Origin of the sequence: Ruegeria sp. R13_0, assembly GCF_017743995.1 — a bacterium.
In the GTDB taxonomy this organism is placed as follows: Bacteria; Pseudomonadota; Alphaproteobacteria; order Rhodobacterales; family Rhodobacteraceae; genus Ruegeria.
Window position 1 is genome coordinate 70,030 of record NZ_JAGHRB010000010.1, and the last position, 26,205, is coordinate 96,234.

Consider the following 26,205-nt stretch of genomic DNA (forward strand, 5'->3'; position numbering starts at 1 on the left):
CGCAGGGTATTCGTGCCTCAGGTTTAACCCGAAGCGATCTAGCGTTCGAAATTCGGTGTATCGAACGCACGTTTGGGCTCGTCGGGTTTGCGTTGGACGGCATTCGGACCGTCCGACACCGTCGGGGCCGCAGGGCGCAGCAGGTTGCGCAGGAACAGCGGCGCAAGGCCTGATAGAGGGTTGACCGAGACCTTGGGATCGGCAAACGGCCCCGTAAGCGCATAGTTGAACCCGATGACTCCCTCGCCCTTTTTGGTAAAAACGCTGCCGACCGCATTCAGCAGATAGATCGGAGAAATAGCCCCTCGCAGGTTCAATGTCCCGGCCACCGTATTCACCTTTCCATCGAAAGACAGGCCCATGGACGGGCCAACAGCACTTCCGCTGAGTATCTTGACCTCGGTCGGGGTGATCCGCATCCGGCTGTCGATGGACGAGAAGAAGATGCCCTGACCAGCCATTTCATCCAGCAGCCCGACCAGACTGATCGCATTCAGCAGCGCCGCCATTGTCGGTGCGTCATGAATTCGGGTGCGGACAATTTTGAGGATCACGTCATAGCTGCCAGCGGCCGCGACCGGTTCCAACTGCACGTCCAAGGTTCCGCCCCGCGCCTGTGTCATCAAACCAGTAGAACGCAATACAGCCCCGGCATCCTTCGAAGTCAGAGAAACCGCACTGCGCGCGCCTCGCGGGGTGAGGCGCCCTTGCACGGCAGCCCCTCCGTTGACGCGGGCATTGAAGGTGCCGTTGACCCCTCCGGTCGTTTGAAACGCGCCTTTGAAGCCGGTCAGAGCCACGCTCTCGGTGACTTGAAGACGGTCAAGCGTGACGTCGAGCTTAGGGCCAGCGCCCGACCCGGTGCCGCCCCCCTCGGACCCGCCGAATGTGGCGCGGCCAAGGTTCAGCACCCCGCCCAGAACGCGAATGTCGGGTGCGGCGGTACCCCGCCCGATCAATTCGGCCGGAACAGCCAGCCAGTCGCCCAGATCGAATGAGCTGAAGGAGACACGGTCAAACTCTCCCTCCCGGAAGGTGATCGACGCCGCAGTCCGCAACCCCGCCGCCTGCAGGTTCAGGGCATCAACCTTCAGCCCAGCGCCCAGCGTTGCATCAGCAGTCAGCGTACCGCTGGTCGACGCGGGCTTGCGCCATCCCAGCTCGGGTATGGCCAGCGTAACGCCCACCAGATCGGATGAGGCTGATAGTTGCGGCGGCGCGCCCGCACCAATGCCCAGCGTAAAATCAGCCGCGCCGGACCCGCTGAGGAAACTTTGCGGCAACCCGGCCTTCAATTCAGCCATCAAACGTTGGGACAGTTCGATCTGCCCCGTCACGGTGCTGCGCTGCGCGGTCTTGCCATCAATCGGCTGTTGCCATTTGGCCTGCACAGGCACATCGCCGAACAAGCCCTGCCCCTCGATCTGCACGCCGGTCTGGTCTCCGGACAGCTCCAGCATCGGTGCGCTGACGGAAAATCCCGGTACCAGACGGTCGCTGTTCAGGTCTCCGAGCGTGCCCGCGAAGTGAAACTGCGTATCCTGAAACTTGAGGCCCTTGATCAGCGGCAAGGACAACGTGCCCGTCAGCGCCACGTCCCCCTCGGCCATATCGACCGGCAACCCCGCCTTGCTGAGCAGGCTAAGCGGCGGGCGATCCAGCAGAGACAAAGCGGCGGTGACGCTGCCTTTTGCGCTGATCCGCGCAATCCCCGGTGCGGATTTCTTGATTTCCGTATCGGGAATGATAAAGGACGTCCCAGACGCATCCACCGCCCCGCCCTGATCTGCCATCACCACACCCTGCTGCGCAGTTGCGGTAAAGCGGTCGTCAATCAGGCTGGCCTGCCCCTGCGCGCCTTCGACCGGAGGCAGCGTCTTGGCAAACCGAACAGTTGCATCCTCGAACCCGAAATCCAGATAGATGTCGGGTTTGCTACCGGGCCGCAGACGCAGCGCGAAATCCATATCCGACAGCGCCCCTTTGGAGAGGTTCTTGGTCACCCATTCCCGCGGCTTGGGTGCTAGACGCTCGGGCCAGTAGTTCAGAACCCTGTCTGAGGTCATCTGATCCAGATGCGCATCAAGATCGGCCGACCAGCCATCGGCCAGCCCGACCAGCAGACCCGACGCCCGAACGCGATGGTCGCCGTCCTCGATTGTCATCTGACCGACGCGCAGCCGGAACGGGTCGAATTTCATCTGAACGTCCAGATCGGCCCGCGTCAGGTTCAAAGGCTCAGGGAAAAGATTGGCCGGGTTCACATTGATCCCGGTCAGGCTCCACTGCCCATCCAGACTGTCCAGCGTGCCGTTTTCGACCCCTTCCAGATAGACCTTGCCCGTCGCCTGCACAGATCCCCAGGCGGAGTCGATCGAGACCTCGTTGAAATCCAGCTCCTGCCGGATGGGGTCATAGGTGGAATATGTACTTGCAGATTCGAAGGGGATGGGCCGTGTCTCCGGGTTCGGCTGCAGCGCCCCTGCCCCCAGATTGAGCGTCGCGAAGATGGGGCCAAAAGCGCCAGAGTCATCCACACTACCCCGCATCGCCCCCGAGATCGGCGTTTTGAAAACTTGCAGCCACACCAATGCAGGGCTTTGGCCGTAGATATCCTCGGCCGGGAGGTCGGTGATCGTCACGCCAAAACGCGCCTCGGGCGTGCCCAGAATGCTTGTGTAGTTCGCCTCGATCTGGCTTACGAAATCGCGCCCGGACAGGACCGAGAACCCGGTCGCCAACCGCATTTCATCGTCATTGCGGGTCAGCTGAATGTGACCGCCGTCCAGAATCCAGGACCGCCCCAACCGCAGATCGCGATAGTCCAGCGTGATCGCATCCAACTGCACCGAGGTCAGCGCAGACAGGGCCGGAGACAGGAACACCTCATCCCCGGCCTCGATCAATTCGGCCAGATTCGACGCGCTTTGCACGGGCGCGCTGCCAGTGCCCACTGTCAGGGTCAGCGCGCCGTCCTCCCCTCGGGTCAGGGCGATCTGCGCGCCGCTGAGTATGATCCGCTTGGGCCGCACATGACCGCGCAGCAAGGGCCGCATCGCCAAGCTGGCCCGCATATCTGACACTTGGGCGATCTGTTGTCCGGCCTGATCACTGATGGACACATCCGTCAGACGCAAACGGGGCCGCCAGCCTTCGTGGATGATAAAGCTGACATCGCCAAAGCGGATCTGAAGGCCACCCAGATTTTCCTCCAACCGCGCCTCAACGTGACTGCGCAGCCAAGCTGGGGCATGCATACGCTGGCCCAGCACCATGAACCCCGTGACCACAGCCAGCACGACCAGCAAAATAACGCCGCGCAACGTCCAGATGCCCGCCGTCCGACGGCGCGAGCGGCGACGTTTCGGTTGGCCCGCCTCTTCGCTATTGTCCTGATCCTGCTGCACCAATTTGCGTTCCACGCCTTTCAACCCGTCTGCGTTGCCCTATGATATCGGGCAGCGTTTAAAAACCTTTAGCGGAGTTTCCAATGCCCGACGTTTCAGACATGGCCCCTGATTTCACCCTGCCCCGAGACGGCGGCGGTGAGGTATCCCTCGCGGATCTGCGCGGCAGTGCCGTCGTTTTATTCTTTTATCCTCGCGATGATACGCCGGGCTGCACCAAGGAATCCATCGGTTTCTCGGAGCAGCTTCAGGCCTTTGCCGATGCGGGCGCTCAGGTCTTTGGCATCTCACGCGATAGCGTGGCCAAACATGACAAGTTCGTCGCCAAGCACGACCTGACCACCCCGTTGCTGTCGGATGAAAACTCGACCGTCTGCGAGGACTACGGCGTCTGGGTCGAGAAGAACATGTATGGCCGCAAATCCATGGGCATCGAACGCGCGACCTTCCTGATCGACGCCGAGGGCCGCATCGCACAGGTCTGGCGCAAGGTCAAAGTGCCGGGCCACGTGGATGCGGTGCTTGAGGCCGTTAAGGCGATGTAGCCCCCCCTCGACCCCGCGCGCCATCCGGTCTATCCCCGGCCTCGACACGACAAGGCGGAGCGTACCCGTGCCCAAGACACTGACCCAGATGGCAACCGAGGTTCTGACAACAGCGGACGGGCGGGAGAAAACCGCCCTGTCCAAACGCCATGCCGCCGCTTGGTTCGCATCGCGCAAGGGCGAGGGTGACGCGATTGAAATCGGCACCGACACCCCGCCTTTGACCCCTTCACGCCCTGAAAAGCCCGAGCTGCTCTCGCCCCGCGAAGTGCCAAAGCGCAAACCGGGGTCCGAGGCCGGACGCATCGCGCTCATGCACGCCGTTGCACATATCGAACTCAACGCGGTGGATTTGCACTGGGACATTATTGCCCGCTTCGGTCACATTCCCATGCCGATCGGCTTCTACGATGACTGGGTCAAATGCGCAGAAGAAGAATCGCGCCATTTTGAGATGGTCTGCGACTGCCTTGAACAGATGGGCAGCTTTTACGGCGCCCTGCCCGCCCACGCAGGCATGTGGCGCGCTGCCGAAGACACCGCCGAGGATCTGATGGGCCGCCTTGCGGTGGTTCCCATGGTGCTGGAGGCACGCGGGTTGGATGTTACACCCGGCATGATCGACATCTTTCGCAAGGCAAAGGCCGAACAGGCCATCGCCGCGCTCGAGGTGATCTATGCAGAAGAGGTTGGCCACGTCGCCTATGGCTCCAAGTGGTTTCATTTTCTGTGCGGACGCGAAAACGCCGACCCCAAAGACGTCTTCCACCAATTGGTTCGGCGCTATTTCCACGGTGCCTTGAAACCGCCCTTTAACGAAGAGAAGCGCGCCGAGGCAGGATTGCCGCCGGACTTCTACTGGCCACTCACCGAGGATATGCCCGCGCCGGGCCAGGTCTCAGACTGATCCAAAAGATTAATTTCGGCAGATTTTCGCCGATCTTTAGGGGGAAATCTGCACCTTGGACGGCAAATTGGTCAACAAACTTGCCCGAATGCGGAGACCCTATTAAGCATCTCGCCCAAGGGACGGCTACTGCACCACGACCGGTCCCGATCTTGGGGATGAGAGGTAGGACGCGTGAGAACACGTCTGGCAATTAAGTTTCACTCGCTGCTCGAACGGCATTTCCCGGAGCGCCGGGTTTTTCTGAAATCTGACAAAGACACACGGTACATCCGGCTCAGCTCGGAAACGCAGATTGCTGCAGTGGCCGGTGTGGCCGTCATGGTTGGCTGGACCGCCGTCGCCACTGCGGTTCTGCTGATGGACAGCATCGGGTCGGGCAACTTCCGCGAGCAAGCCAAACGCGATCAGGCCACCTATCAAGAACGTCTCAACATCCTGTCCGCCGAACGTGACGCCCGCGCGCAGGAAGCCTTGGCCGCGCAGGACCGGTTCAACGCTGCACTGGCGCAGGTCTCGGCGATGCAGTCCGAGCTTTTGGCCTCGGAAAACCGTCGGCGCGAGTTGGAGACCGGGATCGAGGTGATCCAGACCACGCTGCGCGCAACGATGAAGCAACGAGAAGAGGCCCGTGGCGAGCTGGCGAAGATGCAACAGGATGCGGATTCAACGGACGCCTATGTCGTGGCCGCCTCGGCCCCGTCGCAGATGGAATTCATGACCAACGCTCTGACCCGCACCGCGGAAGAGCGGGACCAGATCGCAGCCGACGCGCGTGATGCGCTGGACCAGCGCGATGATCTGGAGCTTGAAATCCGGCTGATGCAAGAACGCAGTGACGAGATTTTCCGCCAGCTGGAAGAGGCGATGGTGATCTCGGTCGAGCCTCTGGACAAGATGTTCCGTCAGGCAGGCATGCCCACAGACCGCATCATCGAAGAGGTGCGGCGCGGATATAGCGGTATGGGCGGTCCGCTGACCCCTTTATCCCTGAGCACCCGCGGCGAGAGTGACCTCTCGGCCGACGAGGTGCGCGCAAACCAGCTTCTGCAACAAATGGATCAGTTGAACCTGTATCGCTTAGCGGCGGAAAAAGCGCCCTTTGCGAACCCGGTACATTCCGCTGTGCGGTTTACCAGCGGCTACGGCACCCGCCGCGACCCCAAGACGGGCGGGCGCCGGATGCATAATGGTGTCGATTTCGCGGGTCCCCAGGGCACCGATATCTTTGCAACCGCAGATGGTGTGGTCACTCATGCCGGCTGGCAATCTGGCTTTGGACGCCTCGTGAAGATCAAGCACGCCTTCGGGATTGAGACACTTTACGCTCATAACACCAAGATCCGTGTGAAGGTCGGTCAAAGGGTCTCGCGCGGGGATCATATTGCTGATATGGGTAGCACCGGACGGTCCACCGGCACGCATTTGCACTATGAGGTGCGCGTGAACGGGAAACCTGTAAACCCAATGACTTACATCAAGGCTGCGAGAAATGTTTTCTAAGAGCAAAATCAACGAGCCCGCATCCAAGGAATCTGAGGCGGCAAAACCTGCTGCTCCGGCGACTCCGGCGGCCCCTGCCCCTTCCGAACCCAAGGCCAGCACGGCGCCTAAGCCCAAGCCGCCCGCGTCGGTCCTGTCTTCGGACCTGCACATCACCGGCAACATCAAAACAACCGGTGACATTCAGGTTGAAGGCACTGTCGAAGGCGACATCCGCGCGCATCTGCTGACCATCGGCGAAACCGCGACCATCAAAGGCGAAGTCACTGCAGACGACGTCGTGGTCAACGGCCGCATCGTGGGCCGCGTGCGTGGCCTGAAGGTCCGCCTGACCTCGACCGCACGGGTCGAAGGCGACATCATCCACAAGACAATCGCCATCGAAAGCGGCGCGCATTTCGAAGGTTCGGTTCAGCGTCAGGACGATCCCCTGAACCCTGGCCGTGGCGCAAAACCGGGTGCCAACCCGGCCGCGGAAGTCAAACAGTAAAGCAAATCCAACCCGGATTTTTGAATCGCCGCAGGTCATCCTGCGGCGTTTTCGATTCAACTGCAGGCGTTCCTCTGAATCCAGTTCCAAGCTTGAACTGATACGGCTAAACTCCGCCCATGTGGATGTTTTTTACTCTCGTCGCAGCCGTCGCAGGCGCGTTTCTGTATTGGTCCTGGTCCAAGAAAAAGGCGCGCGCAGCACTTCTGGCCGAGCCGCTCAGCGACGACGACCGGCGTATCATCGCGGCACAGGTCCCCATCCTCCAACGTGTTCCCGCCGACCTGCGTGAGAAACTGGATGGCAAGATCAACCTGTTTTTGGAACAGGTGAGCTTTTACGGTTGCGACGGGCTGGAAGTCACCGATGAGATGCAATTGTCCATCGCCGCGCAAGCCTGTCTGCTCGTGGTGAACACAGACACCTGGTACGACAATCTGACGAGTGTTCTGATCTACCCCAACGCCTTCAAGTCTCGGCAACAAAGGCGCAGCGGCTATGTCGTGACCGAGAAAGAGATCATCCGAACCGGCGAAAGCTGGGACCGTGGTCCGGTGATCCTGTCGTGGGCGCATAGCAAACAGGGCGCGATGAATGACCATGACGGGCACAACGTGGTGTTCCACGAATTCGCGCACCAGATCGACGACCTGTCGGGCGGTACAAATGGCGTTCCGGTCTTGGCAAAGGGACAGAGCTATGCTGAGTGGGAAAAGGTCTTTCTAACGGCCTATTCCGACCATGTCGCGGCAGTAGAGGCTGGGCAACGCACCGTCATCGACCCTTACGGCGCCGAGGGGCATGAGGAGTTCTTTGCCGTCTCGGTCGAGGTGTTTTTTGAGCGCCCTCACGCCCTGCAAAAGGCTGTGCCACAGGTCTACGAACAGCTGTCCGCGCTGTTCAATCTCGATCCCGCGACATGGGGTGACATGCCTAACTGACGCGCAGGCCGTGAAAATTCCCCCAAACGCAAGTTTCACAAATCACGGTTTTTGAATTACTCTGGTCCTCATTGATTTACGGAGGACTTTTCATGTCATCAAAACTCATGGCCGAATTCTTCGGCACGTTCTGGCTGGTTCTGGGGGGCTGCGGCAGCGCGGTTCTGGCGGCAGGGGTCGCTGATGTCGGCATTGGGTGGCTTGGTGTATCCTTCGCCTTCGGCCTGACCGTTCTGACCATGGCTTATACGGTGGGCCATATCTCGGGCGGGCATTTCAACCCCGCGGTCAGCCTCGGCCTGATGATCGGTGGGCGCTTCCCCGCCAAAGACCTACTGCCTTATTGGGTCGCTCAGGTGCTGGGTGCAATTGCGGCAGCGGTGGTACTGTATGTGATCGTCAGCGGCGCGCCCGGTTTTGAAGGCGTGGGCGGATTTGCCTCAAACGGATATGGCGAGGCGTCACCCGAAGGGTATTCCATGATGTCCGCGCTGGTGATCGAGATCGTGTTGACCGCGTTCTTCATCGTGATCATTCTGGGGGCCACCTCCAGCGGAGCGCCTGCGGGCTTTGCCCCGATTGCCATCGGTCTGGCCCTGACCCTGATCCACCTGATCTCGATCCCTGTCACCAACACGTCGGTCAACCCGGCACGGTCCACGGGCGTGGCCCTGTTTGCCGATGGCCCTGCCCTTGCACAGCTGTGGCTGTTCTGGGTCGCTCCGCTGATCGGGGGTGCAATCGGAGCGTTGATCTGGAAAGCAATGGGCGACGACTGATTTCAGTCCCTAGCCCACAAGAAAACCCCGGCGCATGGCCTGCGCCGGGGTTTTTCGTTACTCGGTCACAGTGACCTTTTTCATCGCGTCAGGCTGGCCGACAACGGCGCCGTTCTGACCCGCACCGCGTTTGATCGTATCGACCACGTCCATCCCGTCCGTGACCTGACCGACAACGGTGTACTGGCCATCCAGAAACGGTCCCGGCTCGAACATGATGAAGAATTGCGAGTTCGCGCTGTTGGGGTTCTGAGACCGCGCCATGCCGACCACACCGCGATCAAAGGTGATGTCCGAGAACTCGGCCGGCAGGTCAGGACGGTCCGAGCCGCCACGACCTGCATTGGCAACGTTGAAGCTGTCCTTGGTCTGGTTGCCAAACTGAACGTCTCCGGTCTGGGCCATGAACCCTTCGATCACGCGGTGGAAGACGACCCCGTCATACTCACCTGCGTTGGCCAGCGCGGTTATCTGTTCCACGTGCTTGGGTGCGACATCTTCGAACAGGTCGACGGTGATGGTGCCATTGGCCTCACCCTCAACCTCGATCTGAAGCCCGGTGGCCAGCGCGGGGCTGGCCAGCAGGACAAAAGCGGCGGCGAGCTTATGCATCTGCCGCGACCTTGACGCTGATCATGCGGTCCGGGCTCGCAGGCGGCTCACCCCGTACAATAGCGTCTACATGCTCCATCCCGTCGATCACACGGCCATAAACCGTGTACTGACCGTTCAGGAAGTGGTTGTCCTTGAAGTTGATGAAGAACTGCGAGTTTGCCGAGTCCGGGTTCTGCGAGCGCGCCGCGCCCAAAGTTCCCCGGTCATGCGGCAGTTTCGAGAACTCCGCGGGAACGTTCGGCAGCGACGACCCGCCAGTGCCTGCCATGCGGATGTTGAACCCGTCTTCCATGTCGCCGTGCTGGACGTCGCCGGTCTGGGCCATGAAGCCGTCAATCACACGGTGGAAGGCCACGTTGTCATACTCACCCCCACGGGCCAGCTCTTTCATCCGGGCGCTGTGCAGAGGTGCCACGTCGGGCAGCAGCTCGATGACGACATTGCCGTCTTTCAGCTCGATGATGATTGTGTTTTCGGGATCCTTGATCTCGGCCATCTGGCCCTCCTGTCGTTTGTCTTGCGCAAATACCTATGCGCCAAGCGCCTGAATGCCAAGTGACGCATTGACCTGAGGGCAAAATGCAGGAAAAGAACCGCCCAAAGGGTATCAAAACACGAGGATTGCGCGATGGGCTGGAAAACACTGGACGATATGGACCTGAACGGCAAACGCGTGCTGGTGCGCGTAGATATCAACGTGCCGGTCGTTGACGGTGTTGTGACTGACGCCACCCGTATTCAGCGTATTGTTCCCACCGTGCAGCACATTCTGGCATCCGGTGGCAAACCCATCCTGCTGGCCCATTTCGGCCGTCCCGGCGGTGAGCGACGTGAAAGCCTGTCGCTGAACCAACTTGTCCCGACCTTGGAGTCTGCTTTCGGCGCGAAGGTCCTGTTCGCCGCCGATTGCGTGGGCACTGAGGCTGAACTGGCTGCCGACGCCTTGCAGTCCGGTCAGGTGTTACTGCTGGAAAACACCCGCTTCCATGCGGCTGAGACCAAGAACGATCCCGATCTGGCCGCTGGCATGGCGCGTCTGGGCGATATCTATTGCAATGACGCGTTCTCGGCCGCGCACCGCGCCCATAGCTCGACCGAGGCGCTGGCCCGTTTGCTACCCGCCTGCGCCGGTCGCCTGATGCAGGCCGAGCTTGAAGCGCTGGAGGGCGCTCTGGGCGCACCTAAACGCCCTGTGACAGCCGTTGTTGGTGGCGCGAAAGTATCCACCAAGTTGGAGCTGCTGGGCAACCTGATCGACAAGGTCGACTATCTGGTCATCGGCGGCGGTATGGCGAACACGTTCCTTGTCGCCAAGGGCGTTGATGTCGGGAAATCGCTGGCCGAAACCGCGATGAAAGACACCGCGGCGGAGATTCTGGCCAAGGCCGAAACATCCGGCTGCACTATCTTGCTGCCAGTCGATGTGGTGATCGCCGAGAAATTCGAAGCAAACGCCCCGCATCAGGTTCTGCCCGCCGATCAGTGTCCCGCAGACAGCATGATCCTGGACGCAGGCCCGGAAAGCGTTGCCGCCATCACCGAGATTTTCGGCAAAAGCCAGACCCTGATCTGGAACGGCCCACTCGGCGCGTTCGAGTTGGAGCCGTTTGACGCCGCCACCAACGCCGCCGCCCTGAAAGCCGCGGCGCTGACACGCGCGGGTCAGTTGATCTCGGTCGCAGGTGGCGGGGATACCGTTGCCGCGCTGAATGCATCCGGCGCAGCCAAGGACTTCTCGTATATCTCGACTGCAGGCGGAGCCTTCCTTGAATGGATGGAGGGCAAGACCCTGCCCGGCGTCGCGGCGTTGGACCAGTGATCATCGCGGCGCGCTTCCACGCGTGCCGTAAGACAATCTGACTCAACCACGCAATTTTTGCGAATCAGGGGATTCACATCCCGAATCACCTGTGACATAGTGCAATCAGAGGCCCACAAAGGGCCCGTTATTGAGGCAGACTTCATACGGCGGTCAACAGAGTGTCCCGTTCCCATCGGCCCGGTTTGGGCGCAGTGTTTTTCTTTTCGGTGGCTTTTATGCTGGGTGTGTACTTCACCTTCGCCGCCGTGCAAGGAGACTATGGCCTGTTCCGACGGGTTGAGATTTCGGCGGAACGGGACGCCCTGTCACGCGACCTCGCGGCGCTCAAAGCTGAGATCGCCGAGATGGAAAACCTCACCCGCCGTCTTTCGGACAATTACCTTGATCTCGACCTACTGGATCAACAGGCCCGATCCGTTCTGGGCATGATCCGCGCGGATGAAATCGTCATCCGCTAACCTCTTCCTCCCCCTGCACGAATTGCGCAAAGCTACGCTGCGTCATATTTACGCTCGCCAGATCGCAAGAAATGCTCTAAAAGATAGTTTAACGCTAAACTATCTGTCCGAAAGGGGGAGATCGCCACAATGGCCGCGCGAAAAACCACAAAGAAACCAAACGTTTCTGCGGAAGAGCTGAAAACCTACTACCGCGAAATGCTGTTGATCCGTCGATTCGAAGAAAAGGCGGGGCAACTTTACGGTATGGGTCTGATTGGTGGTTTCTGCCATCTCTACATCGGACAGGAGGCGGTTGTTGTCGGCCTTGAGGCTGCTGCGAAAGAAGGCGACAAACGCATCACTTCCTATCGCGACCACGGCCACATGCTGGCATGCGGCATGGATCCGGGCGGCGTGATGGCCGAATTGACCGGGCGCGAGGGCGGTCTGTCCAAGGGCAAAGGCGGCTCGATGCACATGTTCTCCAAAGAGAAGCATTTCTACGGCGGCCACGGCATTGTTGGCGCTCAGGTCCCACTGGGCGCGGGTCTGGCCTTTGCGGACAAGTACAAAGAGAACGGCGGCGTGACCTTCACCTATTTCGGTGATGGCGCAGCAAACCAGGGTCAGGTCTACGAGACGTTCAACATGGCCGCCCTCTGGGATCTGCCGGTCGTCTTCGTGATCGAGAACAACCAATATGCGATGGGCACGGCGCAGGCTCGCTCGACCTCCTCGCCTGACATCTATGTCCGGGGCGAGGCGTTCGGCATCCCCGGCGAGATCGTCAACGGAATGGATGTGCTGGCCGTCAAAGCCGCCGGCGAAAAGGCTGTCGCACACTGCCGAGCAGGCAAAGGCCCCTACATCCTTGAGGTCAAAACCTACCGCTACCGTGGCCACTCAATGTCCGACCCGGCCAAGTACCGCACCCGCGAAGAGGTTCAGAAGGTACGCGAGCAAAGCGACCCGATCGAACATGTGCGCGAGCTGCTGCTGACCGGCAAACATGCGACCGAGGATGACCTCAAGGCGATCGACAAAGAAATCAAAGAAGTCGTGAACCAAGCCGCCGAATTCTCGAAAGAAAGCCCCGAGCCGTCGCTGGACGAGCTCTGGACAGATATTTACGCCTGAGAGGACGAATAAGACATGGCAACCGAAATTCTCATGCCCGCCCTTTCGCCCACGATGGAAGAGGGCACGCTGGCCAAATGGTTGGTCAAGGAAGGCGACACCGTATCTTCCGGCGACATCATGGCCGAGATCGAAACCGACAAGGCCACGATGGAGTTCGAGGCCGTTGACGAAGGTATCGTCGGCAAAATCCTGATCAGCGAAGGCACTGAAGGGGTCAAGGTCAACACCCCCATCGCGATCCTTGTGGAAGAAGGCGAAGACGCTTCCGCCCTGCCCGCGGCTGCCCCCGCAGCCGCAGCGGTGACCGAGGCCGCCCCTGCGGCGGTTGAGGCCCCCGCTCCTGCAGCTGCCGCCCCGGCCGCTCCGGTTGTGGACCTGTCGCCGGATTGGCCCGCAGATGCCGAGATGAAGTCCGAAACCGTCCGCGAAGCACTACGCGATGCGATGGCAGAAGAAATGCGCGGTGACGAAGATGTTTACCTGATGGGCGAAGAAGTCGCCGAGTATCAGGGCGCCTATAAGATCAGCCAGGGTCTTTTGGACGAGTTCGGCCCCAAACGCGTGATCGATACCCCGATCACAGAGCATGGCTTTGCCGGTATCGCGGTTGGTTCAGCCTTTGGTGGCCTGAAGCCAATCGTCGAATTCATGACCTTCAACTTCGCCATGCAGGCGATTGACCAGATCATCAACTCCGCCGCTAAGACGCTCTATATGTCCGGCGGTCAGATGGGTTGCCCTATCGTGTTCCGTGGCCCCAACGGTGCCGCCGCCCGCGTGGCAGCGCAGCACTCACAGGACTATGCCGCGTGGTACATGCAGATCCCCGGTCTGAAAGTTGTCATGCCCTATTCGGCGGCCGACGCCAAAGGTCTTCTGAAATCGGCGATCCGCGACCCCAACCCAGTGATCTTCCTGGAAAACGAAATCCTCTACGGACGCACTTTCGACGTACCGCAAGTGGATGACCTAGCCATTCCTCTGGGCAAGGCCCGCATCTGGCGCGAAGGCTCGGACGTGACCATCGTCAGCTTCGGCATTGGCATGCAGTATGCCCTCGAAGCCGCCGACAAACTGGCCGAAGAGGGCATCAGCGCCGAGGTCATCGACCTGCGCACCATCCGTCCGATGGACACTGGCGCGATCATCAACTCGGTGATGAAAACCAACCGTCTTGTGACCGTCGAAGAAGGCTGGCCGCAAGGCTCGGTCGGCAGCTACATCAGCTCGGTCGTGATGCAAGAGGCGTTCGACTATCTCGACGCGCCGGTCATCAACTGCACCGGAAAGGATGTTCCGATGCCCTATGCCGCGAACCTCGAAAAGCTGGCCCTGATCACCACGGATGAGGTGATCGCTGCCGTCAAACAGGTGACCTACCGGTAATGGAGATCAGGGGCCGCGATCCAGCAACCGAATGCTACCGTGTCGAGATTGACATCGACAACCGCATCGTACGGGCGCTTGTGCCCGAGCGATTGGCGGCGGATATGCGGTTGATAGGCGCGCGCCCATCGCACCAGACCGCTTATGTCTGGATGGCGGAGAACAAAGAAAAAATCGAGGCTGCGATCGCGACGCTCGCACGCGGCACCGGGCGCCCCAAGGCGCCCTTTGACCAAATTACTCTGATTGAGGAGCGCTGAAATGCCCACCGAAATCCTAATGCCCGCCCTGTCTCCGACCATGGAGGAAGGCACCCTTGCCAAATGGCTGGTCAAAGAGGGCGACACCGTCTCCTCCGGCGATCTGCTGGCCGAGATCGAAACCGACAAGGCCACGATGGAGTTCGAGGCTGTTGACGAAGGCACCATCGGCAAGATTCTGATCCCGGAAGGCTCCGAAGGGGTCAAGGTCAACACTGCCATCGCAGTTCTGCTGGAAGATGGCGAAAGCGCCGATGATATTGGCACAACACCGGCAGCGGCCCCAGCGGCTGCACCTGCAGCCGCCGCGAGTAACGAGGTCGCCGCGCCAGCGGCATCCGAGGCGCCCGCCCCTGCCCCGGCAGCGCCTGCCAAAGCCGATGGTGGTCGTATCTTCGCCTCACCGCTGGCCCGTCGCATCGCGGCGCAAAAGGGCCTCGATCTGGCACAAATCACTGGCTCGGGCCCTCATGGTCGCATCGTCAAAGCGGATGTCGAAAGCGCAACCGCAGCGCCAGCAGCAGCCGCTCCGGCCCCTGCCGCAGCAGCCACGCCCGCAGCGGCGGCACCGGCTGGCCCATCGGCAGATGCCGTGGCCAAGATGTACGAGGGTCGCGACTACGAGGAAATCAAGCTCGACGGCATGCGCAAGACCATTGCCGCGCGCCTGTCCGAGGCCAAGCAGACCATCCCGCATTTCTACCTGCGCCGCGATATCAAACTGGACGCGTTGCTCAAATTCCGCAGCCAGTTGAACAAGCAGCTGGAAGGTCGGGGCGTGAAGCTCAGCGTTAACGACTTCATCATCAAAGCCGTCGCCAACGCGCTACAGCAGGTGCCCGAATGCAACGCAGTCTGGGCGGGCGACCGCGTGCTGCAGTTGAAACCGTCTGATGTGGCCGTTGCGGTTGCGATCGAAGGCGGTCTGTTCACTCCAGTCCTGCAGGATGCCGACACCAAGTCTCTTTCTGCTCTTTCGACCGAGATGAAGGACCTTGCTGGTCGCGCCCGCGAACGCAAGCTGGCTCCGCATGAATATCAAGGCGGCACGTTTGCAGTTTCGAACCTCGGCATGTTCGGCATCGACAATTTCGACGCCATCGTGAACCCGCCGCATGCCGGTATTCTTGCGGTCGGCACAGGCCTGAAAAAGCCCGTTGTCGGCGAAGACGGAGAGCTTACGGTCGCCACCGTGATGTCCGTCACGATGTCGGTGGATCACAGGGTCATCGACGGCGCGCTTGGGGCCCAGTTGCTGCAAGCCATCGTTGAAAACCTTGAAAATCCGATGGTCATGCTGGCCTGATCAAACTCTGCCCGCCGGGGTCCGACCTCGGCGGGTGCTCTCACGATCACGGCCACGATGTGAGCAAGCGTGATCGCCCCATAGGTTGCTTCCGCAACCGCACCCTCCCACCTTTGGATCAGACGGTTTTGAAAACCAAAGGTGGCCCATGCGCTTTTCTGATTTGACCAAGGCTTTGCTTATCGTTGCAGCGACAGCGACTGCGGCGAACACGGCATTCGCAAAACCCAACAGCTATCCGGGTGAGAATTCCAGGTTCAAATCCAGTGATCCCGCCGTGATCGCCCAGCAAAAAGCCGAGCGCCAGAAACGCGTTGACGAGCGCAAGGCACGGCGGGAGCAAAGGCGGCAGGAGCGGTTGAACCGAAAGAACAACCGCTCGAACTGAGCTTTATTGGTCCTTGCCCAGCATGTGGTCCATCGAGATTGAGGGCTGATCGCACCCCGCCTCGCCCACGATTTTGGCCGGGATGCCGGCAACTGTCTTGCAAGCGGGAACCTCTTGCAGCACCACCGATCCTGCGGCGATCCGGCTGCAGTGGCCGACCTCAATGTTGCCAAGAACCTTAGCCCCGGCACCGATCAGAACGCCATCACCGATCTTGGGATGGCGCTGTTCTTCTTCCTTGCCGGTCCCGCCCAGTGTCACGGAATGCAGCATCGAGACATTGTCACCAACCACAGCAGTCTCACCAATCACGATGGAATGAGCGTGGTCGATCATGATCCCTTTGCCCATCTTGGCGGCGGGGTGAATGTCGATGCCGAAAATCTCGGACGAGCGCATCTGGAAGAAATAGGCCAGATCATGTCGACCCTTACGCCACAACCAGTGGGCCACGCGATAGGCCTGCATCGCCTGATAGCCTTTGAAATAGAGGATCGGCTGCAGCAGGCGGTGGCAGGCTGGGTCGCGTTCGTAAACGGCCATCAGGTCCGCGCGCGCGGCCTCAATCAAGCTTGGATCGTCGGCATAGGCCTCGTCCACGATCTCACGCAGGACCATCATCGACATCTCGTTCGAACACAGCTTGGCCGCCACTCGGTACGACAATGCCCGCTCAAGGCTGCGGTGATGCAGAATACAGGCATGCACCAGCCCGCCCATCAGGGGCTCTTGCTCAACGGCGGTATGGGCCTCGGTCGTGATCCGGTTCCAGACCGGGTCGACGGGGGTCACGTGGCTGCGCTTTTCAAACATGGCTTTGATCCTTTGCTGCGCCTAGCATGCCATTTAGTGGCAAAAACGCCAAACGCAAACCCGTGATCTGTAACTTAACCAAAATGAATATGTTCCAGGAGGGGGCTGGCGCCTCTTGGTACTACAAGAGGCTAGCCCAACGCCCGCCGGGTCTGAAATCGTATCAACTGGCGCAAAACCATCTCAAAACACTGGCAATAGGTCGGATCATCAAAGCCCGGTTCATCCGCCAGCACCCGCGTGCGGGCGGCTGTCATCAGGGATCCGTTGCCATATACCGGATGCAGCCGCCCGGTGCGCTGGACATGGCGGTCGGCCAGTTCAGCCTCGGTCACCATCTTGATGCAGAGCGTTCGGCGGCTGCACTGCGGCACGGCCAACAAGGCCCGTGCCGCAGCGCTGACATCTCCGTGGAGGACAGGGCGCACAGGTCTTACGCGACCTGAATACGCGCTGCAGGGCCGGCGCCATATATGGCCGAGATTTGCGCGATCTCGACCGCATATCCACCCGTCAGGCCATCGGCGGACTTCACAGCAGCAGCATATGCCCAGCGCGGTTCAGGCACGATCTCTTCACGAATCAAAGCACCATTGGCCCGCACACGGATAAGGTAGGATTCGCTTTCCTCGCCCAGTGGGACATCCAGACCCGCCCAGTCATCCCCTTCGATCCGCGTGCGCCTGATCCAACTGAACGTATCCTCATCCGACGCGGCCTGCACAGACACATGCACCGGCGCGTAAGGGCGTAGGCCATTCCCGTCGAAAGCCTCGACCAGATACTCGTAAGATGGGTCGTCATACCCGCGCGAGGCCGGACCGATCCGAAAGTGCCGGGCCACACGCCGTTCACTCGGCAACAGGCTGGTCTGCGCCACACGCTCATCCAGCAGGACAAAGGTTGACCCTTCGGGCCAGACGTCTGGCATCAGTGCGTCCGTTCCCAGCTGACCACGTAGGCGACCGGAGAGGGCATAGACGCCCGGCTCTTGCAGGGCGGCATCAGAGAACTGAAATACCTCCCAATTGCCTGGCGTTCCATCGCCGATCGCCGCCAGATTGGCCCCGTTCAGCAAGGAAGTACGCGGACGGGATTCCAGAATGCCATCAATCAGCTTGACCCGCAGGGGGGCGCCCTCATCCCAGATTCCGGCTGAGGCGCGACGCAGCGGCGTTTCCGTAAAGCCCATCACCGCCTGGTCCGAAATGACGTCGCGCAGCGCATAGTCCTCATCCCTGGCCGAGGCATGGACGGCGACGCTACCGGGCCAGGGATCGGCCGAGACAGCGAGATACGGCGCGTGCGGAGCCTCTGTCCCCGTCAACAGCGGCAGGTCCATGAACACCGGCACGACGGGCACAGGGGCGACGAAGTGCCGGATCGCGACCGGATCGTCCTGCAACCCGTTGGCCGTGTAGACGCCACGTTCGATCCGCACCGCCTCGGCCAGCTGCAGGTCGGCTTTTTCCAACCGGTCAATACGGTAGAGCGCGCTGCCGTCCTGTTCAGACAGGCGAACCACGTCTCCGACCCCCAGATGCAACAGAGAGGGAGGCAAGGCAAACCGGGCGGTGTCACGGGACACGCGCGCCTCGCTGAGCCAGCGCTCGGCGGTCTGGCGACCCTCGGCACGGGTCATGGACAGGGGCATCTCGTTGACGGCAACCGCATGGGTCTGCGCGTCGGGAAGAACGGCCTCTTCCGCGACCAGATCGTGATCGGCATCCGATTGAACAAAGCGCAGGCGGACACGTCCGGTCATCTCGGCCTCGGCCTCGCGACGGTATTCCACGGTGCCGTCGAGATCGGAGCTGACAGCCAGATGATCCGGATCCAGCGCCACAGCACCAAACCCATCACGTGTCTGGAACCGCAGAACACCGTCCCGTTCAATCGCATCAAACCCATAGCGCAGCATCAACGGCTGCAACGCCGAACGCGCGTCCGAGACGTCCTCGACCGCGTAGCCCCGGACCACGCCATAGAGCTGCGAGACATCAATATCGGTAACCCCTGCCCCATGGCAGATTTCGGTCACCACCGAGGCCAGCGTGCGCGCGCCGGATCGACCGTTCAGCCAATGCCCTCGGGCGTAGTTTTCGCCATCGTCCCATTGGCTTCGCAGGTTCGGAAAGGTGGGATAAGGGCGCGCGTCCCAGGCCCAGACATAGGCGTTGGAGAGGTCCAACATCGGGCCGTCATAGATCTCGGATACCGGGTTGTTCTGCGGCTCGGACCAGTAGCCCAGCGTTGCCGTCAGATATTGCACCTGAATGAAGTCATCCCTGAGGCCGTTGGAATGCGGTGGCAGGCTCGATTCCGAGGATTTGGGATCGAGAAACTTGTTCGGCTGGTTGGTGCCTTTATCCACGGCCGCGCAGCCCAGCTCCGTGAACCAGATCGGCTTGGACCCCGGCACCCAATCGGTCGGATCATTCTGGCGAGCGCCGCCAATCCGTTCGTGATGCCAGTTCGACCACCAGTTCCGCAGGTCCTTATAGCGCCAGATCCACGGCTCATCATGGGTGCTGTCCTCGATCGGCGTGCGAATCTGCGCCTCGGCCTCTTCGGGCGACGCATAGTACCAGTCATAGCCTTCACCACCTTCGACATTGGCGCGCAGGTAGTCCAGATTATAGATCGACCCGGCATCGGCATCCTGATGATCTTCACCATCGCGCCAATCGGACAGAGGCATGTAGTTATCGATACCGACGAAGTCGATATTTTCATCCGCCCAAAGGGGATCGAGGTGAAAGAACCTGTCTCCTGTCCCCGAGGGTTGATAGCCGAAATATTCGCTCCAATCCGCTGCATAACCGATCTTGGTATCCGGCCCGAGAATTTGGCGCACGTCCGCAGCCAACTGGCGCAGTTGTTCGACGGCAGGAAAGCCGTTTTCTCCGCGAATTTGCGTCAGACCCCGCATTTCGGAACTGATGCAAAAGGAACTTACGCCACCTGCAATCTGGCAGAGGGTGGCATAGTGCAGGATAAAGCGACGCAGCCCCCATTCCTCCGGGCCGGAATAGGTCACCTGCCCTGCACTGATGCCAAAATCGCTGACCTGAGCCGCCCCGAAAAACGCGGCCACCTGCGCGTCGGCGTCGGCTGTCTGGTCCGGCGACCCATCGCGCCCCGGAGCCACGTCCAGCGTGATCCGTCCGCGCCAGGGCAGATGCGGTTGCTCTCCGTCCGACCAGGGGTCGGGCAAGCCGTTCTGCTGCAATTGATCCATCAGAATGAACGGGTAGAACATTACATCCTTGCCGCTCTCCTTCAGATGCTGGATCGCCTGCACAACCGCGCCATCCGCCGGGGTGCCTCCGTAAACGGGTCGGTCATCCTGATGCTGGACCACCTCGGCCGTATGGCGCCGCAGGCCCGACACGACCCACGGCATGTTCACACCATCTATGTCATCGCGCACCACCTTGGGCGTGATCTGACAGTCTCCGCAGCGCAGGTCATTCCCGAACCACGACACAATCAGGGATGTCGCTTCGCAGCCCGGCAGCTCACGCGCCAGCGCTTTGGTCGAGGTGACCAGATCCGGCTCACCCGAGGCCGAGTTGACATTGGCCGCCCAACTGCGCCCACGCCCTTGGGAATAGTTCACCTGCGTGCTGGCCAGAGCATATTCGCCAGTACCCGGCATCAGGGCGACACCCTTGACGATCTGGCCCAGCGCGGACACGTGATCCGGCATTTCGGGCTGTGTGGGGCGCACCACTTCGAACGAGAACTGAGGCACCCGGTTGCCAAAGGACGCCAGCTGGAAATCCTCGATCACCACATAGGCCGTGCCGCGATAGGCCGGGACATTGCCGGTGCCTTCGATGGCCTCGATCAGGGGATCGGGGAGTTGATCCTGCGTCCCGTGATAGACACGGATGTTCAGGCTCGCGCGCTCTTGCTCCTCACCATCGGCCCAGACGCGTGTCACATCGGCGATCTCGCCCGCACCGACCGCAATCGCCAGAGAGATCGAGTAGCTGTAGGTCGTAGTCGTCACCTTGGGCGGTTTCGGCGAACCCTTGCCGCCCCCGCCTGAGGATTGCGTGCTAGTGGTCCGGGTCTCCAGAAAGTCCGAGGCCCAGATCACCTGACCACCTACGCGCATTCGGCCAAAGACCGTGGCCACAGGGGCGCCCTCGGCCGTTTCGGTCAGGCGGAAACGGTCCATGCGGCCGGTCTCGACCACTTCGCTGCCACTGCCCATGACCGATTGGCTCATCAAGCGCTGGTCGATCACGCGGCCCAGCGTGGCCCCAACCGCCCGCCCGACAATGGCAGTGGACAGACCGGCCAAAGTGCCGCCGATCGAGCCGCCCAACGCAGCCCCTGCAGCGGAAAGAAGAATAGTAGCCATCAGCGAGCCTCCAACGGGAATTCAAAACAGGCGACCACCCGGCGGCGCCAGGGGTCGCTCAGGGCGTTTTCGACCACGCCATGTCCGGAATAGGCATGGATGAAGCGCGGCACCTCGCCGATGCTGCTGACGATGCCCAGATGTTTTGCAACGCCGCTGTCCCGCATCCGGAACAGCAGCACATCTCCGGCGGCCATTTCAGCTGAGGGCTTTTCGCTCAGGTGCCTGCGCGCAGCTGCCCACATGCGTTCTTCACCCTGCGGTTCGGACCAGTCCATGCTGTAGATGGGAACCGCCTCGGGTTCGCGCCCGATCACCTCGCGCCACACGCCGCGCAGCAGGCCCAGACAATCCGTTCCCGCCCCGCGAACCGAGGCTTGATGCACATAAGGCGTGCCCAGCCACGCGCGTGCGGTGTCAACGATATTTTGCTTGCGTTTCGTCATCGTCTGCTACCGCCTGTATTCGCATTGCCTTTCTTTGGCACCGCCATCACCCAGTCTTCGCCCGGAAGATCCGGAAAACCCTGAAAGTTCAGAAAATTGTTGAATTTCAACCGGCAAGTCTCCATTCGCTTGTCGCAACCAGCGGTCAGGCGCACCCGGTCTCCAACGGCCAATCCACCACCGATGCTGGCCCACAGGGTGATCTCGCGCCCGTCTTCCGTCCGCCGGTCCTGCTTGATCGACCCCCAAAGCCCATTTGCCGAGCCCGAGGTCACATCCAGCCGCCCCCGTTCGAACCAGGCTTCGTCAGAGGAGGTCCCGCCGAGCAGCCGAAGCGACGTGCCTCCGTCAAAGCCGGAGACCTCAGCCTCGACCTGATAACCGAGCTGGCTTACGGCAAATCGACACGCGGAATCCCCCAAGACGGCTGTGCAGGGCTTTTGATAGATCCGCCCCAGCGGGCGGTTCAGCAGGTCAGTCTGCCCGCGCAGTTCTGCGTGAAAGGCTCCACCTGCCCGGCGCAGCTCACCAATCGAGCCGCGAAACTGCAGCACACGCTGCTCGGGCGCGGCCCAATTGACCAGCCAGGCGCGCACCTCGGCCCCGTCAAAGCGACCGGCCTCAATATCATCCTCACGGACCGAGGCATCGGACAGCGCGCCCATCGCCTCGGAATTATCAATCGACAACCCGGTGGCCTGCTCGATGGCGGCTGCGGTCAGGCCGGTGCTGGCGCGAAAGGTCAGCCCGTCGAACCGCAGCTCCATATCGTGATCGGTGAAGCCAAAGACCTGACCGTCCTTGCGGGTGATCGCCCAGCAGCGGCACGCCGTGGTCAGACCGCTTTGTAGATGGGTCTGAAGTGCCTGAGTATCCCCACCCATCAGACGCGCACCTCGACCACGGGGACATTCGGTACATCCCCGGCCTGAAAGCTGGCCACGCTGGTCTGGATCTTGTCGGTGTCGAAACGCACCGGCACGTCAAACTCGAACCCCGCCGTGATCTCGACTTGCTCGGGCGGAGGGGCCACGAATGTGACCACCCCACGGGCCAGATCGACCTCATAGTCGACGCCTTCGCGCATGGCGTCCTGATCAAGGCCCAGACGCACCGTACCAAGGACGGGTTTGGTGATCGGTCGCACATAGCTGACCCCGCCCGAGCTATAGGTTTTTACCAGTTGAAACTCGGTACGCTCTCCGTCGCCGCGCGCGATGACCTGATCGCCGTGATCGACGTCAGCCGTGGCCGAGCCGGACTTGTAGTCCGACCAGTCCTTCCAGCGGAACCCGTACATCTGGCCCTGACGCGCCTCGAAGAAGGAAATCATCGTTTCGATGTCATCCAGCGACCGCATCCCCAGCCCGGCATCATAGCGCCTGCGCGAATGCGCCCAGGGCGTGTTGCGTTCCTCAAACCCGTTGGCCAGTGTCACGATATCCGTGCGCCGCTCGGGCCCACCAACCGAGCCAAAGCTCAGGCTGGCGGGAAACCTCACCTCGTGGAAATTCATCTTCTGCTCCCCTTATCTGTTGCGATTGCCGCGACCCAAGGCGCGGCTCATCTGCGCCGCGATCTGGCCTTGCGACCGGCGGAACCCTTGCACATCGGGCGTGGAGATATTCATCACCACATTCACGGCACGCCCGCCGCCCTGCGTCCGAACGCCCAGCTTGCCGTCCGCGCCGCGCGCCAGAGGCATGATCGCCTCAGGCCCAGCCTCACCCATGAGGCCGGTGCCTCCGCGCATCGGAAACATCGTCGGGCTGCTGACTACGCCGCCATTTGCGAAGGGCATCACCCGGCCCTGGCTGAAGCTGCCGCCATCCGCAAAAGGCAGAATGCCCTGCACCAGACTGCCAACCCCATTGGCCAGCATGCCGCCAAAATGATCCGTCACCGGCTTGATCGCCGCCGAATAGGCCGTGCGGATCATCGAGTTCTTCAGCACGTCCAGCGCATCTGACAGGTTCATCCCGTCCAGCACCACGCCGTCAAACGCCTTGCGCAAACCGCCGGACAGGCCCCGTTCCAGGGTGGCAACGTCCTTACCGGTTTCTTCAAAGGCGGCTCTGACCCGCTGCAAGTGACCATCAAACGCCGCCGCCATGCTCGCCGCGTCACCCAGCGCGTCGCCCAGCGACTCGCCCCGTTCCTGCAGGTCGTCAAAACCTTCACGATCCGTCATCACGCTCTCCTTGTTCCTTGTCCGGATAGGCCGCCAGCAAAGCGTCGAGGCCCTTCCGGTTCATCGCAGGCATCCCCGCGCCCTGCCCCAGCATCAGCCGCAACTCAGCCGGGGTCAGACGCCAGAACTGATCCGGCGTCAGCCGCAGGCCGAGGATCCCGGCCTGCATCAGCGCGGGCCAGTCGAACCCGCTCACTGCTCCGGCACCATGAAGGCGCGGGCCAGCAATTCCGCAGCCGCTTTGGCACCCACCATCGGTCCACCAGCGATTTCGGCATGCAGCAGGTCATCGCGTGTGACCGGCGCGCCGCCGCCACGCAAACCAGCGACCAACAGCGCCAGCACGTCACCGCTGGAATACGCACCGCCTTCGAACCGCTGCACCAATTCGACCAGAGATCCGGCCCCCAGTTCCTGTTCCAATTCCGCCAAGGCACCCAATGTCAGCTTGAGCACCCGCTGCTCCCCATCGATGGTCAAGGCCACCTCGCCCGTCCACGGATTGGCCATCAGAGCGCCGTGAAACTCAGCGCACCGGCGCTTGCCATGCTCATCTCATAGGTCGCCTCACCGTTGTGCGAGCCCGCATATTCGATGCTGCTGACCTGAAACGGGCCTTCGACAATGCCGAAATCGGGGATGATCACCTGAAAACCGGGCGTCTCGCCGTCAAAGAACAGCTGACGCGCCCGTTCATCCGTGCCTTCGTCCTTGAATACGCCCGAGCCGGAGATCGAGGCCGACTTGACCCCCGCCCCTGACAGCAGCTCGCGCCAGCCACCCTGACTTTCCAGGCTGGTGACATCGACGCTTTCTGCGTTGAAACTGATCCGCGTGGCGCGCAGGCCCGCGATTGTCTCAAACAGGCCCGTGCCGTTCATATCCACTTTGACCAACAGGTCTTTTCCGTTCTGGGCAGCCATATGCTCTCTCCGTTGATTGCTTAGTCGTCTTCCACGCGGGCGCGGAATCTCAGGTCGATCTGGCGGATCGCGCCGCCAGTTCCCGTGCGTCGGGCGCTGGCCCGTTCGAACCACAAGCCCACCAGATGGCCCCGGTCCAAACTCAGCGCTGCACCTTCCAATGCGTCACACACCGCGCCGGCCAGTGTCTTGGCCGCGCCAAAGCCCGCCGCCTCGGACACAACCGAGACCGTGAAGCGATGCACAGCCCCCGCGTTTGCGCGGTCCGAGGCCTCTCGCACCTCTTCCGGGCCCAAAGTCACGTAGGTCTGCGGCATGGTCCCCGCAGGCACCGCGTCGTAAATCGCCCCGCCCGACAGCGTGCTGACCTGCGCGTCGCCTGAAAGCTGTTGAAACACCGCCGCCTGCAAAGCAGCTGATACGCCATAGCTCATGCCGCCACCTCTTCATCTGCAAAACAGGTCAGGTACTGACCGCGCGGGTCCCGCTCGGCGACCGCGCGGATCACGAACCGCCGGGCACCTTCGCGGAACCGCTGATCCGGAGCGGGCCGCATGCTCGACCCCTCAGGCGCGCCCCGCACAACGATCCGGTAGCCAACGCGCGAGACCGAAGCCCCACCAACCGCACGCTCCGCTCCGCTGCGCGCCGTCACCTCGGCCCAGAGCGAGCCCAAAGCGGCCCAGGCTTCGGTGTAGCCTCCAGCACCGTCAGCGGTGCGAACCGGTGCCTCCAGCTCCAGCTTGCGGTTCAGTCGCGGCGCGTTCATTGCATCACCCCAGCGCCGAAGCGCACTGTGCGATAGCGTTGAATCAGGCTGGTCACACCGAATGGCATACACCCCGCACCCAAGGCTGTTTCGTCGCGATATTCGTAGTAATGCGCCGCCAAGAGCAGCACCGCCTGTCCCAGATCGGCTGGCAAACCACCCCAATCTGCGGCCATGCCCGCTGTGAAGGCGATCTTTACCGATCCGCCGGTCTGGATTCTCGGCAAGCAAGACCCCGCCGCCCGCACCCGAGGACGCTGCGCATCCCGCTCCAACCGGTAGGTCGCGCTGTCCGCCACGCTTTCAGCGCCCAGCGCGTCCGTCAGCGTCAACGCACCAACTGAAACCACCGGGGCCACCGGCAGAACTTCGCTTTCGGGATCGCGCCAGCCGTTCAGGCTCCACGAAAACTCCCGCTCGATCAGCACCTTGCCGGTGCGCGCCTCGATCGCTGCAATCGCTGCACGCAGAAAACCGGTCAGAACCTCATCCTGCGTATCACCCTCGGCGAACCCCGTGCCCAGCCGCAGATGCGCCTTGAACTGATCCACCGGCAGCGCCGCATCCGCGATGGCGGTTTCTTCGATCAACATCATCCATTCACTCCGCAATCTCGGACCCCTCCGGGGCCGTATCCTTGAAAATGACGGGCACGCGCCGCCCCACGTTGCTCGGACGGAGGGGAGCAGCTAGACAACGCGGGGGATCTCACCCCGGCCCGCGCCCGCCGCCCGAAGGGCCCTAAGGCCCCCCGGATTC

Annotated in this window: 29 protein-coding genes; 13 read left to right on the plus strand and 16 right to left on the minus strand. The window is 61.5% G+C overall.

From position 1 onward, the window contains the following. Positions 1-38 precede the first annotated feature (38 nt). A complete protein-coding gene (locus J7394_RS14300; RefSeq protein WP_371812019.1) occupies positions 39-3,422 on the minus strand; it encodes a DUF3971 domain-containing protein in 3,384 nt (1,127 codons plus the stop codon). Positions 3,423-3,490: 68 nt separating this feature from the next. On the opposite strand from J7394_RS14300, the gene J7394_RS14305 reads away from it, so the two are divergent. From J7394_RS14305 to aqpZ, 6 genes are all read left to right on the plus strand, one after another. Then, the gene (locus tag J7394_RS14305; protein WP_170707823.1) at positions 3,491-3,952 is read left to right on the plus strand and encodes a peroxiredoxin; all 462 of its coding nucleotides are present in this window, start codon (positions 3,491-3,493) and stop codon (positions 3,950-3,952) included. Between the two features lie 88 nt (positions 3,953-4,040). Continuing rightward, the gene (locus tag J7394_RS14310) at positions 4,041-4,859 is read left to right on the plus strand and encodes a ferritin-like domain-containing protein (RefSeq protein WP_247748239.1); all 819 of its coding nucleotides are present in this window, start codon (positions 4,041-4,043) and stop codon (positions 4,857-4,859) included. A gap of 174 nt (positions 4,860-5,033) precedes the next feature. Further along, positions 5,034-6,362, plus strand: a complete 1,329-nt coding sequence (locus J7394_RS14315) for a M23 family metallopeptidase (protein WP_209253922.1) — start codon at positions 5,034-5,036, stop codon at positions 6,360-6,362. Then, a complete protein-coding gene (locus J7394_RS14320; RefSeq protein ID WP_170676405.1) occupies positions 6,352-6,852 on the plus strand; it encodes a polymer-forming cytoskeletal protein in 501 nt (166 codons plus the stop codon). The genes J7394_RS14315 and J7394_RS14320 overlap by 11 nt, the downstream gene beginning before the upstream one ends. Before the next feature lie 125 nt (positions 6,853-6,977). Beyond that, the gene (locus J7394_RS14325; RefSeq protein WP_247748230.1) at positions 6,978-7,793 is read left to right on the plus strand and encodes a zinc-dependent peptidase; all 816 of its coding nucleotides are present in this window, start codon (positions 6,978-6,980) and stop codon (positions 7,791-7,793) included. Between the two features lie 92 nt (positions 7,794-7,885). Further along, on the plus strand, positions 7,886-8,572 hold the full coding sequence (gene aqpZ, locus J7394_RS14330) for an aquaporin Z (protein ID WP_170458789.1): 687 nt from the start codon (positions 7,886-7,888) through the stop codon (positions 8,570-8,572). 57 nt (positions 8,573-8,629) lie between these two features. Here aqpZ and J7394_RS14335 read toward each other — a convergent pair whose 3' ends face one another. Together J7394_RS14335 and J7394_RS14340 are read right to left on the minus strand one after the other, a co-directional pair. Beyond that, positions 8,630-9,184, minus strand: coding sequence for a peptidylprolyl isomerase (locus tag J7394_RS14335; protein ID WP_209253926.1), 555 nt, complete (start codon positions 9,182-9,184; stop codon positions 8,630-8,632). Then, entirely contained in the window at positions 9,177-9,683 is a 507-nt protein-coding gene (locus J7394_RS14340; RefSeq protein ID WP_170374004.1) for a peptidylprolyl isomerase, read from the minus strand. The genes J7394_RS14335 and J7394_RS14340 overlap by 8 nt, the downstream gene beginning before the upstream one ends. A gap of 132 nt (positions 9,684-9,815) precedes the next feature. On the opposite strand from J7394_RS14340, the gene pgk reads away from it, so the two are divergent. The 7 genes from pgk (at position 9,816) to J7394_RS14375 (ending at position 15,929) form a co-directional block, all read left to right on the plus strand. Continuing rightward, entirely contained in the window at positions 9,816-11,006 is a 1,191-nt protein-coding gene (gene pgk / locus J7394_RS14345) for a phosphoglycerate kinase (RefSeq protein WP_209253928.1), read from the plus strand. A 161-nt stretch (positions 11,007-11,167) separates the two neighbouring features. Beyond that, entirely contained in the window at positions 11,168-11,467 is a 300-nt protein-coding gene (locus tag J7394_RS14350) for a septum formation initiator family protein (RefSeq protein ID WP_170458795.1), read from the plus strand. A gap of 129 nt (positions 11,468-11,596) precedes the next feature. Further along, positions 11,597-12,586 (plus strand): pyruvate dehydrogenase (acetyl-transferring) E1 component subunit alpha, encoded by a 990-nt coding sequence (gene pdhA / locus J7394_RS14355; protein ID WP_209253930.1) that lies wholly within the window; start codon positions 11,597-11,599, stop codon positions 12,584-12,586. A 15-nt stretch (positions 12,587-12,601) separates the two neighbouring features. Continuing rightward, positions 12,602-13,975 (plus strand): pyruvate dehydrogenase complex E1 component subunit beta, encoded by a 1,374-nt coding sequence (locus J7394_RS14360; protein ID WP_209253933.1) that lies wholly within the window; start codon positions 12,602-12,604, stop codon positions 13,973-13,975. After that, positions 13,975-14,235 carry a hypothetical protein gene (locus J7394_RS14365; RefSeq protein ID WP_170374009.1) on the plus strand — a complete coding sequence of 87 codons (261 nt, stop codon included), beginning with the start codon at positions 13,975-13,977 and terminating at the stop codon, positions 14,233-14,235. The genes J7394_RS14360 and J7394_RS14365 overlap by 1 nt, the downstream gene beginning before the upstream one ends. Before the next feature lies 1 nt (position 14,236). Further along, on the plus strand, positions 14,237-15,541 hold the full coding sequence (locus J7394_RS14370; protein WP_209253934.1) for a pyruvate dehydrogenase complex dihydrolipoamide acetyltransferase: 1,305 nt from the start codon (positions 14,237-14,239) through the stop codon (positions 15,539-15,541). Positions 15,542-15,689: 148 nt separating this feature from the next. Then, positions 15,690-15,929, plus strand: a complete 240-nt coding sequence (locus J7394_RS14375; protein WP_209253936.1) for a hypothetical protein — start codon at positions 15,690-15,692, stop codon at positions 15,927-15,929. Positions 15,930-15,932: 3 nt separating this feature from the next. Here J7394_RS14375 and cysE read toward each other — a convergent pair whose 3' ends face one another. The 13 genes from cysE to J7394_RS14440 all read right to left on the minus strand — a co-directional run bounded on the left by cysE (position 15,933) and on the right by J7394_RS14440 (position 26,042). Beyond that, a complete protein-coding gene (cysE, locus tag J7394_RS14380; protein WP_209253938.1) occupies positions 15,933-16,742 on the minus strand; it encodes a serine O-acetyltransferase in 810 nt (269 codons plus the stop codon). A gap of 131 nt (positions 16,743-16,873) precedes the next feature. Then, positions 16,874-17,170, minus strand: a complete 297-nt coding sequence (locus J7394_RS14385; protein WP_209253940.1) for a hypothetical protein — start codon at positions 17,168-17,170, stop codon at positions 16,874-16,876. 5 nt (positions 17,171-17,175) lie between these two features. Next, positions 17,176-21,117, minus strand: coding sequence for a glycoside hydrolase TIM-barrel-like domain-containing protein (locus J7394_RS14390; protein ID WP_209253942.1), 3,942 nt, complete (start codon positions 21,115-21,117; stop codon positions 17,176-17,178). Next, on the minus strand, positions 21,117-21,563 hold the full coding sequence (locus tag J7394_RS14395; RefSeq protein ID WP_209253944.1) for an NlpC/P60 family protein: 447 nt from the start codon (positions 21,561-21,563) through the stop codon (positions 21,117-21,119). The genes J7394_RS14390 and J7394_RS14395 overlap by 1 nt, the downstream gene beginning before the upstream one ends. Then, positions 21,560-22,447, minus strand: a complete 888-nt coding sequence (locus J7394_RS14400; protein ID WP_209253946.1) for a DUF2163 domain-containing protein — start codon at positions 22,445-22,447, stop codon at positions 21,560-21,562. Before J7394_RS14400 ends, J7394_RS14395 begins: the two co-directional genes overlap by 4 nt. Continuing rightward, on the minus strand, positions 22,447-23,079 hold the full coding sequence (locus J7394_RS14405) for a DUF2460 domain-containing protein (protein ID WP_209253948.1): 633 nt from the start codon (positions 23,077-23,079) through the stop codon (positions 22,447-22,449). Before J7394_RS14405 ends, J7394_RS14400 begins: the two co-directional genes overlap by 1 nt. Before the next feature lie 12 nt (positions 23,080-23,091). Beyond that, entirely contained in the window at positions 23,092-23,754 is a 663-nt protein-coding gene (locus J7394_RS14410) for a phage tail tape measure protein (protein ID WP_170458816.1), read from the minus strand. After that, on the minus strand, positions 23,741-23,950 hold the full coding sequence (locus J7394_RS14415) for a rcc01693 family protein (RefSeq protein WP_209253950.1): 210 nt from the start codon (positions 23,948-23,950) through the stop codon (positions 23,741-23,743). Before J7394_RS14415 ends, J7394_RS14410 begins: the two co-directional genes overlap by 14 nt. Beyond that, on the minus strand, positions 23,947-24,264 hold the full coding sequence (locus J7394_RS14420; RefSeq protein WP_209253952.1) for a gene transfer agent family protein: 318 nt from the start codon (positions 24,262-24,264) through the stop codon (positions 23,947-23,949). The genes J7394_RS14415 and J7394_RS14420 overlap by 4 nt, the downstream gene beginning before the upstream one ends. Continuing rightward, the gene (locus J7394_RS14425) at positions 24,264-24,677 is read right to left on the minus strand and encodes a phage major tail protein, TP901-1 family (protein ID WP_170374021.1); all 414 of its coding nucleotides are present in this window, start codon (positions 24,675-24,677) and stop codon (positions 24,264-24,266) included. Before J7394_RS14425 ends, J7394_RS14420 begins: the two co-directional genes overlap by 1 nt. A gap of 20 nt (positions 24,678-24,697) precedes the next feature. Next, complete coding sequence (locus J7394_RS14430) at positions 24,698-25,111, minus strand: DUF3168 domain-containing protein (RefSeq protein WP_170458824.1); 414 nt, start codon at positions 25,109-25,111, stop codon at positions 24,698-24,700. Then, positions 25,108-25,446, minus strand: a complete 339-nt coding sequence (locus J7394_RS14435) for a phage head closure protein (protein WP_209253954.1) — start codon at positions 25,444-25,446, stop codon at positions 25,108-25,110. The genes J7394_RS14430 and J7394_RS14435 overlap by 4 nt, the downstream gene beginning before the upstream one ends. Then, positions 25,443-26,042 carry a head-tail connector protein gene (locus J7394_RS14440; protein WP_209253955.1) on the minus strand — a complete coding sequence of 200 codons (600 nt, stop codon included), beginning with the start codon at positions 26,040-26,042 and terminating at the stop codon, positions 25,443-25,445. The genes J7394_RS14435 and J7394_RS14440 overlap by 4 nt, the downstream gene beginning before the upstream one ends. Positions 26,043-26,205 lie beyond the last annotated feature (163 nt).